Annotated in this window: 11 protein-coding genes and 1 pseudogene; 8 read left to right on the forward strand and 4 right to left on the reverse strand. The window is 59.4% G+C overall.

What is annotated here, in order from left to right; genetic code table 11:
- Positions 1-60: 60 nt before the first annotated feature.
- Both HS961_RS10325 and HS961_RS10330 read right to left on the reverse strand, forming a co-directional pair.
- Entirely contained in the window at positions 61-1,167 is a 1,107-nt protein-coding gene (locus HS961_RS10325) for an alpha/beta hydrolase family esterase (protein ID WP_182327664.1), read from the reverse strand.
- Positions 1,168-1,177: 10 nt separating this feature from the next.
- Positions 1,178-1,591: a CopG family transcriptional regulator gene (locus HS961_RS10330; protein WP_182327666.1), complete on the reverse strand. Its 414-nt coding sequence runs from the start codon at positions 1,589-1,591 to the stop codon at positions 1,178-1,180.
- A 206-nt stretch (positions 1,592-1,797) separates the two neighbouring features.
- Between HS961_RS10330 and HS961_RS10335 the strand changes: the two genes are divergently transcribed.
- Complete coding sequence (locus tag HS961_RS10335) at positions 1,798-2,025, forward strand: hemolysin III family protein (protein WP_238347885.1); 228 nt, start codon at positions 1,798-1,800, stop codon at positions 2,023-2,025.
- A gap of 134 nt (positions 2,026-2,159) precedes the next feature.
- Here HS961_RS10335 and istB read toward each other — a convergent pair whose 3' ends face one another.
- Both istB and istA read right to left on the reverse strand, forming a co-directional pair.
- Positions 2,160-3,029, reverse strand: a complete 870-nt coding sequence (gene istB / locus HS961_RS10340; RefSeq protein WP_182327668.1) for an IS21-like element helper ATPase IstB — start codon at positions 3,027-3,029, stop codon at positions 2,160-2,162.
- Positions 3,022-4,549 (reverse strand): annotated as a pseudogene (istA, locus tag HS961_RS10345) (IS21 family transposase). The gene istB and the pseudogene istA overlap by 8 nt, the downstream one beginning before the upstream one ends.
- Here istA and HS961_RS10350 point away from each other — a divergent pair.
- From HS961_RS10350 to HS961_RS10380, 7 genes are all read left to right on the forward strand, one after another.
- Entirely contained in the window at positions 4,548-4,742 is a 195-nt protein-coding gene (locus HS961_RS10350) for a hypothetical protein (protein WP_182328418.1), read from the forward strand. The pseudogene istA and the gene HS961_RS10350 overlap by 2 nt on opposite strands.
- Positions 4,743-5,358: 616 nt before the next feature.
- Positions 5,359-6,693, forward strand: a complete 1,335-nt coding sequence (gene glmM, locus HS961_RS10355) for a phosphoglucosamine mutase (RefSeq protein WP_182328214.1) — start codon at positions 5,359-5,361, stop codon at positions 6,691-6,693.
- Between the two features lie 203 nt (positions 6,694-6,896).
- The gene (gene wecB / locus HS961_RS10360) at positions 6,897-8,039 is read left to right on the forward strand and encodes a non-hydrolyzing UDP-N-acetylglucosamine 2-epimerase (protein WP_182327670.1); all 1,143 of its coding nucleotides are present in this window, start codon (positions 6,897-6,899) and stop codon (positions 8,037-8,039) included.
- A 779-nt stretch (positions 8,040-8,818) separates the two neighbouring features.
- Complete coding sequence (locus HS961_RS10365; protein ID WP_238347886.1) at positions 8,819-10,216, forward strand: glycosyltransferase family 2 protein; 1,398 nt, start codon at positions 8,819-8,821, stop codon at positions 10,214-10,216.
- A gap of 49 nt (positions 10,217-10,265) precedes the next feature.
- Complete coding sequence (locus HS961_RS10370; protein WP_182327672.1) at positions 10,266-11,963, forward strand: hypothetical protein; 1,698 nt, start codon at positions 10,266-10,268, stop codon at positions 11,961-11,963.
- Between the two features lie 28 nt (positions 11,964-11,991).
- Entirely contained in the window at positions 11,992-12,906 is a 915-nt protein-coding gene (locus tag HS961_RS10375; protein ID WP_182327674.1) for a YaiO family outer membrane beta-barrel protein, read from the forward strand.
- A 14-nt stretch (positions 12,907-12,920) separates the two neighbouring features.
- Entirely contained in the window at positions 12,921-13,694 is a 774-nt protein-coding gene (locus HS961_RS10380) for a hypothetical protein (RefSeq protein WP_182327676.1), read from the forward strand.
- Positions 13,695-13,702: the final 8 nt, after the last annotated feature.

The raw sequence follows: 13,702 nt of genomic DNA on the forward strand, positions 1-13,702 counted from the left end.
TCTAACGGTCTGCTGTGGGTCGATAGCGCCACTTCAGCTTGCGTAAAAGCTGTCCCTCGGTCAGCCGTGAGCACACTTGTGCGAAAGGAAGAAGCGCAGCATCTCGGCGCTGGCGTCGACTCCTCCTGGCGTGGTGTAGCTGCCCTCTGAGCTGCCGCCGGACCATGCGTGGCCTGCGCCATGCAGTTGCCAGTGTTCAATGGCGGTACTTCCGTCGGCCGCGACATAGGCAGAGCGGGTGAATCGCTGGCGGTTCGGCGAATGGCCCTGGATGACGCGAGGTGCGCTTTGGGGACTTTGCGCGCTGCGTGCAGCATTCACCACGGCCGCGCCGTTCTCGTGGTGCACCGTCTTGTCGGCATCGCCGTGAAACACGATCACTGGACATACGCTGGGACCGCTGGCCGAGCCTGATGCTGCGCCTCTTCGCATCGCCTCGAGGGCTGATGGCAGATTGGACGCAGCACCGGCGGGCAAGCCCGAATGCACACCCACGGCGGCGAACAGCTCAGGATAGGTGCGTCCCAATATGTCCGCCATTGCACCTCCAGCCGATAGTCCGGCGACATAGACACGCGATGCGTCCGCGCCATGGTCAGCCACCATCTGGCGTGTGAGGCCTGCCAGCAGTGCTGGCTCGCCCCGGCCTCGCTGCTGATGCTGGGCCTTGAACCAGTTCCAGCATTTTTGCGAGTTCGCATGCTGTGTTTGTTCAGGATAGAGCACCAATACACCGGCCCTGCGTGCCTGGTCATTCATGCGCGTGCCAACGGCGAAGTCTTCCGGCCCTTGGGTGCAACCGTGCAGCATGAGGACGAGCGGCCGAGGCCCCGCTTCAAGTGCACTGCCTGGCGGCACATACAGCCGATAGGCCAGCTGCCGGCCTCCGTGCGAGTAGCTGCCGCGCAGCCATTGCTCGTCGCCGGACGTGTCTGCCTGCGATGAGCCCGCAGGCACGGCGAGCTCAGGAGCATCGTCGATGAAACGGGCTTCGACATCGATGATCCAGCCTTCTTTCGTAGGACTGGTTGCGGCTGTCTTGCCGTGGGGCGCGTGCGCGCTTTCGCCTCGCAACGTGCGCTGAATCAGCTCGGTTGCTTCCAGCAAATTGCCAGTGCGCGTCAGGCGTGTAGCCTCGCCCAGCATGTCGTGAAAAAGCGGTTTCATGGAATGGTTCTCAGGTAATGCGGCCGGCCAGAGCGGCACGAACGGCGGGGCTGGCCTGGAGAGCTCCCAGCACCGTGATGGATTCGATGGTTTCTGCGGCCAGCTGCGCAGGCACGTCCTGCGCGATGCTGGCCAAGCCCAGCACCCGGATCTGCAGCTTTTCCCCGGCAGCCTGCACCCGCATGAGATCGGCCTGGGAGAAATGCTGCATACCCAGGACCAGCATCTTGCGGGCGACGACCTGTTGCAACGCGTCCGCGTGGCTGCGCAGGTGGTTGCGTATCGCTGTACGGATGAAATCACTGCGGTTTGCGTAGAAGCCCTCGGCGACCAGCAGGTCGATTTGGCCCAGGTCGACATAGCCCAGATTGATGGTGAGCTTCTCGGATTCGCTCGCGCGAGGGGTGGAGGTGATTGTGGCCATGGAACATCCTTATGCCATCTATATGGATGGTTTGAGGATGGTTTCAAGGTCTGATGTTTCAATTTAGCGCTTCGCGTCATGTAGTGTCCGGTGGACGGGCTCTCCAGCGTGTCCGTTGCCATCATTGCCCTGTCACGTCTAGGCCGTAAGGTGGCCGAGTCGGGCCACCACGCCCGGCGTTGCTCAGCCATGCGCCAGGAGGCTCCATGCAAGATTTGCAGTCAGGCTCGCCGCACGGCCCTTCCGTTTGGGGCCAGCCCGGCGAACGGTTCAATACCTGGAGTCATCTGGCAGCCCTGCCCGTATGCCTGGCGGCCAGTGTGGTTCTCATCTGCGAAACGGTAGCCGGCGGCGAACCGATGCGAAATACCCGCGATGCGGCATTTTCTGGTCAGGAACTCGGCCTCGGCACCGTCGTGCGTAGACACGCATGATTTGGTAGCACAGACCGGGCACTGTTAGGGCCGATGCAATCTTGACCAGCAGTGCCAATCGAGCTTTGACCAGGTACTGGAGCAGCGTTTGAGATGACCGCTTGTGAATAACTATAGGCTGTTTACCTCATTGGCTACTCCTTCTTTACCTCTTCTAGGTCCACTGGCAACTCTTCTGGTGAGCTCCCTACCGTGTTTCCCGTAGCCTGAACTGCTGCAGCTTTCCTGCTTTGCTCTCTTGTCTTGATCCGCCCCTTGGCTTCGTGCGTGCTATGCCGGAACCGATAGGACTCGTTTCCTGTCTCGATGATGTGGCAGTGGTGGGTCAGTCGATCTAGCAGGGCCGTGGTCAATTTGGCATCGCCAAACACACTGGACCATTCGGCAAACGTCAGGTTGGTGGTGATGAGCACGCTGGTGTGCTCGTACAGTTTGGACAGCAGGTGGAATAGCAGAGCACCTCCAGCTTGGCTGAACGGCAAGTAGCCCAGCTCGTCCAGCACGACCAAGTCCATACGCATCAGGCTCATCGCAATCCGCCCAGCCCGCCCTTGTGCTTTCTCCTGCTCCAGCGCATTGACTAGATCAACCGTCGAGTAGAAGCGCACTCGTTTGCCATGTCTGCTCAACCCCGATATGCCCAGTGCCGTGGCCAGATGCGTTTTGCCAGTGCCAGGACCACCGATCAACACTACGTTTTGAGAATCCTGCGTGAACGATAGGTCTGAGAGCTTTTGAACCAACCTCTGGTCAACTTGCGAGACCGTGAAGTCAAACCCAGCCAGATCTCGATGCACAGGAAAGCGCGCAGACTTCATCTGGTGAGCAATGGAGCGCATAACGCGATCTGCGTGCTCGGCTTGAAGCAGGTGCTCCACCAACCAGCGAGATGCAGCCAAGGTGGTATCGCCCCCTTGCTCGGTCAGATCGGCCCAGGCGGTGGCCATTCCGTTCAAGCGCAGACTCTTCAATTGCGTCTGCACATCGGTAGAGGGTTCACGCATGATTGATCTCCTGTCCATTCAGATGGTCCAAGTGAGTTGGTCGCAAGCGGTCATAGCGTGCGGTGTCGGCGATTGGTGCCTCGCGCAGTCGTAGTGATGTTTGCGCCTGATCAGGGGCTGCAGGCGTGTTTAAGCGGGCCAGCACATTGCGCACATGCTCTACGCTGATGCTGCCACTTGGTGCCATGCCTTCTAGCACCAACTCGACCGCCACCAATACCGCTTCAAGCCCAGCTTGTGGCACCACGGCCAGAACCTGAGCCATCACCCTATCTCCATCGGAATGCCGCAGTAACGACTGGCGCAAACGCAGCAGCGGCGCTGGTAAGTCCAGGAATGGCGTGCCATTGCGCAAAGCGCCTGGCTTGCGCTGGACCAGCTCGATATAGTGCTGCCAGTCATAACTGGTCTGGCCACTGCCCGGCAGGCGTGCGTGGCTTGCCACTACGCAATCACCCGCAGCCACATCGATTCGATCAGGATAGACCCGGGTGCTGACGATATGGCCAGCCCATTCACATGGCACGGAATAGCGATTGCGAGTTGCAGTCACCAAGCAAGTGCTGCTCACCCGGGCTAGCCGTTCGACGTAGCCGTCGAATGGTGCAGGCATGGACATTAGATGGCCTTTCTCCAACTCCCACATCTCTGCGACTGTGAACTGGCGATGGATGGGATGCGCGGTATCGGCCCACACTGATCGACAGCGCTCTGCCAGCCAAGCATTGAGTTCTATGAAGGAGCCAAAGCGCCGTGTACTTGCCTCGATCCAGATGCGCCGGCGGCTGTCTTGCACATTCTTCTCGACGACACCTTTCTCCCAACCCGAAGCGACATTGCAGAAGTCAGGATCAAACAGGTAGTGGCTGCACATAGCGGCAAACCGCGCATTGACGACACGTTTTTTACCGCGCTGGACCTTGTCTACGGCAGTGCGCATGTTGTCGTAAATGCCCCGCCGAGTGACACCGACTAGCGCCTGGAATGATCGGGTGTGCGCGTCGAATAGCATCTCGTGACTCTGGCTGGGATAGGCCACTAACCAGAAGGCACGACTGGCGCACAGCTTCAAATGCGCCACCTGAACGTTGTAGAACACCCCACCAATGACCATGGCCTCATCGCTCCAGTCGAACTGGAAGGCCTCACCCAGCTCGAAACTCAGCGGTACGAAGGCCTTAGTGGGGCTTGATGCTGATTCGACTCGCCAGCGGCGGATGTAGTCCGTGACGGTATCCACCTCGGTAACCTTGAGCCTGGATCTGGGCAAACAGGGCACGGCCGTTGCGCCTGCCTTGCTTAGGGCGGTGACTGTCGGCTGAGAGGGCTTGCTGCAAGATGGGCTCGAAAGCAGTGAGCTTTCCAGCCTGCTTGATCCGCTCATACTTAGGCACGACGTCGCCGGGTGCCTTGAGCCACTTCTTGACGGTATTGCGAGCAAGGCCAGTGCGTCTCGCGATCTCGCTGAGGGAGAGTTGGTCACGCAGCTTCATGCGCCTGACCTTGCCAATCATGTCCATGGTGATCACCTTGAATCCCCTGCTGAAAGTTTCAGCAGGTCAGTGGAACACCCTGGTCAATTTTGCGTCGGCACTTTGTGGTTTACCTGATCAGATTTGCATCGGCACTAACACCCAGCTGCCGGATGGTGGGCAGGACGCGCTTTTCCAGCTTGATGTAGAGCTCAACGGTTCGAATTCGATCTTCGCATGAAACCATGAACTACCTCCTGGCAGTTTAAGTTTTCGTCCGCATCCCCGGCGGGTCAGTTTTCCGTGCGAATCAACAAGCTAGGCTCATTTGCTACCTGTGTGACAACTCCCATACGATGGTCGGATTGTGAGTCTTGCAGCATTTCTGAAATCTGTAATGTTCGGTGATGCCACGCACGAAAAATATATCTAAGAATTTCATAGTGCTTTCAAATACTTAGATTAAATACATACAAAAATGCTTTTTTAAATATTTTCTATTTTATTGAGTTGATTTTTATAAATTTCTAAGAAATTAATTTCGTTATGGTAATTCATGCACTGTGTAAGTGTGAGAACTCTTAAATTGAGAGGGATATCTTGTCTATATGTTGAAATATCGCTATGTAATATTTTGTATTGTGTGTTTGCAATAATTTGATATGGATTTAAGGTCAGTGCCTGCTGATGAAGCAGTTCTTGTCGATGTCGCACATGGATATCCACGTTGATGGGTGGCATGAAGCTGGTATCAGTGGTTTGTGTGGTTAAAGTGAAATATGCCCTTGCAGATTGGCAGGTTACTTGGGAATGATTGTTCTTTCTAAACGCTATCGCAGATCCAAATGGGGGAGATGATGCAGCGCCAATATTTCGGTACTGACGGTATTCGTGGTCGGGTAGGTATCTTTCCCATTACGCCCGACTTTATGCTGCGCTTGGCCCATGCCGTAGGCCGCGTACTGCGCCGCACCGAGGATCACCCCACCGTGCTGATCGGCAAGGACACGCGCATTTCCGGCTACATGCTGGAGAGCGCTCTGGAGTCGGGCTTTAACTCGGCCGGTGTGGATGTGGTGTTGCTCGGCCCATTGCCCACGCCGGGCGTGGCCTACCTGACGCGAGCCCAGCGCGCCAGCTTGGGAGTGGTCATCAGCGCCAGCCACAACCCATTTGAGGACAACGGTATCAAGTTTTTCAGCGGACTGGGGATGAAGCTGTCCGACGCGTGGGAGTTGGAGGTGGAGGGGGCGCTGTCCGAGGAGCCCATATGGACGGAGCCGGCGGCCCTGGGCAAGACACGCCGCTTGCATGATGCCGCTGGCCGTTACATAGAATTTTGCAAGAGCACCTTTGATCATGCGCTCACGCTGAAAGGGCTCAAGATTGTTGTAGATGCGGCCCATGGCGCGGCCTATGAGATCGCTCCCAAGGTCTTCCATGAACTCGGGGCCGAGGTCGTTGAGATCGGCTGTGCACCTGACGGACTCAACATCAATGAAGGCGTGGGCGCCACTCACCCTGAGGCTTTGGTGAAAGCCGTATCTGTATGCCATGCTGACTTTGGGGTGGTACTTGATGGCGATGCTGATCGTCTGCTGCTGGTCGATGCCACAGGCAGGCTATACAACGGCGATGAGCTGCTGTATTTGATCGTGGCGGATCGCCTGGCACGTGGGGAAAAGGTACTGGGAGCCGTGGGCACTTTCATGACCAACTTGGCTGTGGAGCAGGCGCTTGCAGCCCAGGGCGTGGGTTTTGTGCGTGCCAGCGTGGGTGACCGCTACGTGCTGGAGGAGCTGGGTCGCAATGGCTGGAGTTTTGGCGGCGAAGGCTCGGGACACCTGTTGGTGCTGGATAGACAGACCACGGGTGATGGTCTGGTCAGTGCACTGCAGGTGCTGCAAGCCTGTTTGCGGTCTGGCCATTCGCTGTCGCAATGGCTGTCGCCGGTGCAGCTCTTTCCTCAGGCTTTATGCAATGTGCGGCTGCGGCCCGGCCAGGATTGGCAAGGCAATGCATTGCTAGTTCGGGCGACTCAAGAGGTGCAGGCAGAGCTGGGAGAGGCGGGCCGGGTGCTGGTGCGGGCAAGTGGCACGGAGTCGGTTCTGCGCGTCATGGTGGAGGCCCGTGACGGCGAGCAGGCGGGCCGCTGCGCCGAAAGGCTGGCTGTAGCTGTGAGAGATGGGTGATCCCGGACAGTGCCGCATCGCTGCCTAGGGAGCTGTTACGCCAAGACGAGCGAAAGGGATATGCATTCCGACTCTACGGCCTTTTTCCATTCAGAGGGTGCACGCTGCACACCCGTATCGGTGCCATCTTCGGGAGGAGTCATTGCTTCTAGGGGCAATGGCGCTCCCGGCGCAATGGAATCTTAGCGAATCTCGGAGCAACGATGAATACCAAATCTACGCCTATGGGCAGCCGTTCAGGTGTCGCTCAACTGTTGATGGTCTCGGGCACGCGTCCGGAGATCATCAAGCTGGCTCCTGTTTACCATGCGTTGCGGCGCTCGAGCTGGGCGCGACCTATCTGGTTGCATACCGGGCAGCACGGTGACATGGCCGCACAGATGCTGGAGTGCTTCCATATTCGACCCGATCACATGCTGCGCAGGGTCGGCAGTTCACTGCTGGACTTCGCCATCGGTTGCCGCACGCAACTGGAGTCCTTGCTGGCGCATACGGAATGCGAGGTCGTGATCGTGCAAGGCGATACCGAAAGTGCCTTTCAGGGGGCCCTTGGCGGCTTCTACCATCAAGTACCAGTAGTACACGTCGAGGCTGGTCTGCGAACCTACAACCTACATCGCCCCTTCCCTGAGGAGGCCCTGCGACAGATGATCGGGCGCATCGCCAGTTTGCATCTGGCACCGACCGCAGGTGCGGCACGGGCACTCATACACGAAGGCGTGGCCGCAAAAGACATCGCGGTGACCGGCAATACGGTGGTGGATGCCCAGCTGTGGGCCTGCGAGCACCATGGCATTCAGCGCCAGGTGCAAGAGCCCGGTCACATCTTAGTGACAATGCACAGGCGTGAGAACTGGGGGAGCGATGTGGAGAATATCTGCGCCGCCATCGCCGATATCGCCCGCGAATTCCCCGCGCTGACTGTGTTGTTCCCGGTCCACCTGAACCCGGTCATCAAAGAGCCCGTGCATCGTTTATTGGGCGGTCTTGTCAATGTGAGGCTTAGCTTACCGCTGGACTACCTGTCCATGCAGCAGGCATTGGCCGATGCCTGTCTGGTGGTCACAGATTCCGGTGGCCTGCAGGAGGAGGCGCCTACGTTCAAAGTGCCGCTGCTAGTGCTGCGCGATGAGACGGAGCGCCCAGAGGTCCTTGAGGCTGGTTGTGCCAAGTTGGTCGGTGCCGATCGCAAGTCCATTGTGCAATGTGTACGCCATTTGCTCACTGACGACGCCGCCTTTCGTGGCATGCAGGCGGCTGCTAACCCATTTGGCGACGGGACCGCAGCATACCGTATAGAGAGAAGGTTGTACCAAATGCTGAGGCCGGAAGGCTTGCCTGACTAAGAAGGCTCCGCACAACCCTTGGCCCATGGCAGGGACGCGGATCGCCCGAGACCGCGTTTAGACCTCGGCAGGCATTTTCCAGAAGGTCCAAAAGCGTTGAATGCTGCAAATGTGGCCAGCTTGACGGCTGCCTTTGCTGCATTCCACCGCCCTGACGCGGAATGCAATGGTGATCGGGAAATCGCGGTTGTCTCTGAATAAATCACTAATCCTCATATTTTATCGATGCTTGAATGTGTGGTGGAAATCTTATTGGAGTGCGACGTGATTTTCTGCATTGTATTTGTCGATTTAATACTCTCATTTTGAGAGTTATTTTTCTCAAATATAAGAAATCACTATTTGTAAAAAAATAATTAATGTGTTTGATATCGTCTGATATAGCCTTATCGTTGCGCTTACCTCTTGGTCAGAGATTTTTGCGGATGACAAAGCGTCAAAGCAAAAACCATTGAGGTAGACGAGAAATCGACGGCAATTGATGTCATTGGAATGAAATCTCTTCTCTCTGATTAATCGGTTGCGCGGTGTGATCCGCTCTTTTGTCGCTCTAAGGCATGTACAGGTGGTGAAGCTAATGAAATATCAAACTTTCGATATCGACGGTATTCCCGGCTATGTAGGGCGATTTCCCATGAAGCTATACGTTGCGCAGGGTATCGTCCATGCCATAGGCCAACTGCCAATATGTTGCCAAATCGACTCCACAAGGCGGACTGTCCCCGGGGGCTTGGCGCGACGAGGATGTAAACCAGCCACAGTTGGGGGGCGTCATGTCTATGTCGGATCCTGAGATGAGCACACAGGGGCAAGACCCACTGGCTGTGCGGGCCCCTCAGGCCGTCACCGTACAAAAAGAGGTGGTTGGCTTGACACCTGCGCAGCAGGTGGTGTTGGACGGTGCATACGCCGTACTGGCACTCGTCGCCTGCTTGCTGGCCATCTACGCCGCGCGCCACTACCTATTTACCTTGCACCGCATGTTCGCACGCCAGCGCTCTTTATACGCAGGCATCGTGTCAGCCCCTTGGCCCAGGTTGGCGGTGCTGGTGGCCGCGCACAACGAAGAAGCAGTGATTGCGGACTGTATATCGCGTCTGCTGGCCGCAGACTACCCGTCCGATCGTTTGCTCATTATCCCGATGAACGACCGCTCGACAGATGGCACGCGAGCCATCATCGACCGCTACGCGGACAATCACCCGGCGCTCCTGCGTCCCTTTCACCGCCTAGGGGGCACGCCTGGCAAGGCCGCCGCACTCAAAGAAGCCACTGCCATCGTGGTGCGCGAGAAATTGGCCGATGTGATCGTCGTGTTCGACGCAGACTATTTGCCGGGCCCGCAACTCCTCAAACAACTTGCCGTGCCTTTCCTGGACCCCGAGGTGGGGGCGGTGATGGGCCGAGTCGTGCCGCAGAACACAGGCGTGAATCTGCTCACTCGGCTGCTGGATTTGGAGCGCTCGGCCGGCTACCAAGTTGACCAACAGGCGCGCTTTAGCTTAGGGGCCGTGGCGCAATACGGAGGCACCGTGGGGGGAGTGCGCCTGTCGGCACTCGCGCAGGTGGGGGGTTGGCACGAGCAAATGCTGGCAGAAGATACAGATCTCACTTACCGTTTGCTGCTGCGCGGCTGGCGCATGGCCTATTTGGCACATGCCGAGTGCCACGAGGAGGTTCCGCAGAACTGGTCCGTTCGCTTTCGCCAGATCGGACGCTGGGCCAAGGGACACAACCAAGCCATGACGAAACATGCGCTGGGTCTGGCCGTGCGCGGGCCGGTCGGGTGGGTGGCCCGCCTCGATGGACTGGCGCTGCTCGGTGTGTACGCAATGGCCCCGATGCTATTGATCAGCTGGGTGGCTGCGGTTGTGGCCTTGTTGATGGGCGGTGATGCGATACCGGCATCTCTGACAGCGCTGCTGGCGCTGACGATGGTTGCCGCCTGCGGCTGTCTGGGCAATTTTGCAGCCTTTTTTGAGGTGGCCGCAGCCGTGCACCTGGATGGCCACCATGCTCGGCTGCGCCTTATGCCATGGTTGCTGGTTGGCTTCGTGGTCAGCCTGGTGGCTGTGTCCAAGGCAGCCTGGGACGGCTGGGTGCTCGACAAACTGATGCATCGTCCACTCATCTGGGACAAAACCGTTCGCTATCGCCGCTCGGGCAGGGAATTGTGAGCACACCATGGAACTAAATCTGTTTCCTGCCTGGGAAGTCACTGCCTGGATGACCGCCACGCTGTTGACCTTTCTGATCCCCCTCTGGCCGGCTTGGCATGAATGGCGCCATCCGACGGACGCACAGCCCTTGGAGCTGGAGGGCCAGGGCGAGGGAGATCTGCTGCCAAGGGTGGGCGAGTCCGCTTTTTTCGGACAACGCGTGCTGTGCTGCCAGGGAAAGTCGCTGCCGCCTTTGCTGCGTGCCTCTGAACGCATCGAATTGGCGGAAGGCTCCCGGTTTCGCCAGCTGCAGGCGCCCACCATCGCGGCCAACGCGAAGTCGGGCGCAATCGGGTGTGAGGGGGTGCCAGCGCCGACGGTGCCGACAACGCCTCCAGCGCTGCCCATGCAGCACCATCGCCACTTCGGATCCCTGCACCTCAAGGCCCACTCCACCACAAGGGCTGACTTGGTGGTGACAGGTGACTTCAGCATGGGAGAGGGCGCACTGCTGATCGGGCATGTCAAGGTGCATGGTGATGCGCGGCTGGGCGTGGGGGCGGCATTGCATGGAGCCTTGTTCAGCGAGGGAAGTGTTCTCTGCCAGGGCGGCAACTGCCTCTCGGGCCCCATCGCTGCGGGCCACCGCGTCTTCCTGGGCGAGGGCAGCACTGCTGGCAGCATGCTGCAGCCCAGCAGTGTCACGGGATGGGAAGTGCTGTTGCAGCCGGGCGTGTCAGTGCACGGGGACATCGCGGCGGTTGAGCGCGGCGAGGTGGTGCCTATTCGGTCGCCGCGGTTCATGTTCAGGTTGCCGCCCTGGGTGCGCAAAATCATCGGCGGGCTGCTGCTGGTGCTGATCGGCACCCCGGTATCTGCAGCCGAGGAGCCGCCAGCATTCCAGGCTTTCCATACCGGCGACGGGGCGTACATGACGACCTTTGACAGCGGCATCGTTGACCCGTACTTCATCAACAAGTCCTTTGTGATCCTGCTGGAAGCCAATGCCAACGTGCGTGCGCCATTGAACGAATGGCTCGACTGGCTGCTGCCACGCATGCGTGCCGATGGAGGCTTTGACCGCTTCTGCCGCGACCAGGCGCAGCGCTGGTACGCCTGCAAACCTGCCGATGCCGATGACGCCACTGCGGCTTCGGTCATCGAGATGATCAGCTTGGCAAAAAAGAAGCGCTGGATTCCCGAGCGCATGCGGGCCAGCACGCAAATCGCCGTGCGCGCCAGCCAGGGCATGCTGACGCGGCTGCGCAATCCTGCGAGCGGCCTCTATCGCGTCTTCGAGGACAAAGAGATCTATTACTTGATGGACAACGCGGAGATTTACTCGGCGCTGCGTGCCAATGGCGACCAGGTGGAGGCCGACAAGCTCTTGAAGGCCATGCACCAAGGGTTCCGCCAAGAAGGGGTGTGGCAGCCGGCACTTCCAAAATACGACCGGGAGAGCTTTTATCCACACGGTCTGGCACGCAGCTACCTGTGGAACAACGGCGTGCTGTCGACCGCCGAAGCGGGAGCCGATATGGCCGGCTGGATGTCGCTGTATGGAGACCGCTGGCGCAGGCGCGTCGACGACAACTTCGCGTGGGGGCTGGTGGCTTGGGGTCTGCATCGCCTGGCGCCGATCGAGGCGGCCTGCTGGAGGCGGTCGGTGCGGCCGTTTTCTCCCGACATCGGCTGGACGGTGCTGGATGCCGCCGCCGACGCTGCGCTGGAAATGCGCGGCATCGGCACCCAATGCCCGCGCTGAACGCGTAACCACACTCTGGATAAAACACATGCACCGCCCATCTCACACGTCATCGACCTTGTGGGGTGCGCACGCGCCGCCGCTGCAACTGGTGGTCCTTACCGGGCTGCTGGGCATCGGGGGGGCTTGCGCCGCACAAGTCGCACCGGGCGTCGCCGATCTAGCTGCTGCGCAGCCACTCCCGCTGGAAGCTGCCGCATCGGCGCCATCGCCTGAGACGGCGGGCTCTCGCGGTCAGATCGAAGCAGGCGTTGGAATCGCCCATTTGAAGGGTGCCAGTGGTGACTGGCGTGATGGCTATGTGCGCGCCATGTACCGCGTAGCCCCCGAGACCACTGTCAATGCCGAACTGGCGAGCCAAGGCCACTTCCACCAAAGGGGGACGCTTGGTGCACTGTCGGTGCTGCAGGATCTATCGCCGCGTTGGTTCGTGATGGGCGGTATCAGTGGCGGCACCGCCGATTTCCAGTACCGCATGCGCGTCGACCTGGGCGGGTACCGCAAGTGGGGGGATGAGCGGCGCTGGGTCACGGGGGTAAGTTTGATGAAGGGCCTCAGCGGCGACCATGTGCACCGGGACGTGATGCTGCGCCTGACGGCCGCCTACTACGCGCCGGCTGGCTGGATTGCCGAGGGGGGGCTGGCGCTCAACCATTCCCAGCCCGGTGCTGTCAATGCTGCGCGTGGCTTTGGTGTCTTCACGTGGGGCACGCGGGGCCAAGATCTGTGGTCTTTGCGGGTGGACCACGGGCGGGAGGCCTATCTTCCCGCCGGTGCAGGCATACCAGCGGGCGGTAGCGTCAGCTTCAGCTCCACCGAGGTGATCCCCCAGTGGCGCCATTGGCTCGGCAAGGACCATGGCTTCGTCGCCTCTTTGCAGTACTACCGAAATCCTTACTACCGGCGCACAGGGGCGTCTGTAGGCCTGTTCTTTGACTTCTGACGTGGGATGGAACTATGCCACGCACCCCTTCTTCCACGCGCTTCCCACTCACCGTGCAGCCACGCGGATTGCGCAGCTATGTCTGGCGCCTGCGCGATACGCTGGCGCTGCTGGCCATGCTCGTGGTGGCTCAGGGCCTGGTGGTAGCTGCACATGACAGCATCATGCAAGGTTGGCACCACATGCTTGCCTGGGCCTGGCCGCGCCTAGGCCTGGGCTCCGCAGAGCTTGTTGCATGGGGCACCACCGATGTCGCAGGAATCTCGCTGCCCCTGGTGGTGGTGCAATTACCCATGCCTGCGCCTGGCCCGCTGGCGGCCATCTTCACAGGCTATCTGGCGGGCGTGCTGTGGCTGTTTTCATACCTGCTGCCCCAGGACGGATTGCCTCTGCGCTATTTCTTGCGTCTGGCCGGACTGCTGTGTGCCGCCAGTGTGCTGGGCTGGCTGTGGTTGCCTCCGGGTAGCGGCATGAGCCCGCAGGCGGTGGTCAATCAACTGTTGATGCTGGGCACGGGGTTGCTGTGGTGCATACCGCTGCTGCATGCGCTGGTGCTCTACATCTTTCCGCTGCCACTGGGCCGCCAATTCATGGCCACTGTCCATGCGTTGGCGCTGGTGGCGCTCAGCGTGCCGCTGCAGGCGGGTGCCATTGCCTGGTTGCTGGTCCATACCAACAGCCTGATGGTGCTCCCACTTTATCTGCTGGCCACCTTTCTGCCTCAGGTGGTGATCCAACTGGGTCTGTACGGATATTTCGTCAGTCACACGCCCCATCCGGCGCACTGACGCGGATT

The organism is Comamonas piscis (assembly GCF_014109725.1).
Lineage (GTDB): Bacteria > Pseudomonadota > Gammaproteobacteria > Burkholderiales > Burkholderiaceae_C > Comamonas > Comamonas piscis.

Bases quoted from the DNA above. Each gene is read 5' to 3' on its own strand.
- istB (WP_182327668.1), bottom strand. From the start codon at position 3,029: ATGCGTGAACCCTCTACCGATGTGCAGACGCAATTGAAGAGTCTGCGC.
- HS961_RS10370 (WP_182327672.1), top strand. From the start codon at position 10,266: ATGACCGCCACGCTGTTGACCTTTCTGATCCCCCTCTGGCCGGCTTGG.
- HS961_RS10335 (WP_238347885.1), top strand. From the start codon at position 1,798: ATGCAAGATTTGCAGTCAGGCTCGCCGCACGGCCCTTCCGTTTGGGGC.
- HS961_RS10325 (WP_182327664.1), bottom strand. From the start codon at position 1,167: ATGAAACCGCTTTTTCACGACATGCTGGGCGAGGCTACACGCCTGACG.
- HS961_RS10380 (WP_182327676.1), top strand. From the start codon at position 12,921: ATGCCACGCACCCCTTCTTCCACGCGCTTCCCACTCACCGTGCAGCCA.
- HS961_RS10375 (WP_182327674.1), top strand. From the start codon at position 11,992: ATGCACCGCCCATCTCACACGTCATCGACCTTGTGGGGTGCGCACGCG.
- HS961_RS10350 (WP_182328418.1), top strand. From the start codon at position 4,548: ATGGTGATCACCTTGAATCCCCTGCTGAAAGTTTCAGCAGGTCAGTGG.
- HS961_RS10365 (WP_238347886.1), top strand. From the start codon at position 8,819: ATGTCGGATCCTGAGATGAGCACACAGGGGCAAGACCCACTGGCTGTG.
- glmM (WP_182328214.1), top strand. From the start codon at position 5,359: ATGCAGCGCCAATATTTCGGTACTGACGGTATTCGTGGTCGGGTAGGT.
- HS961_RS10330 (WP_182327666.1), bottom strand. From the start codon at position 1,591: ATGGCCACAATCACCTCCACCCCTCGCGCGAGCGAATCCGAGAAGCTC.
- wecB (WP_182327670.1), top strand. From the start codon at position 6,897: ATGAATACCAAATCTACGCCTATGGGCAGCCGTTCAGGTGTCGCTCAA.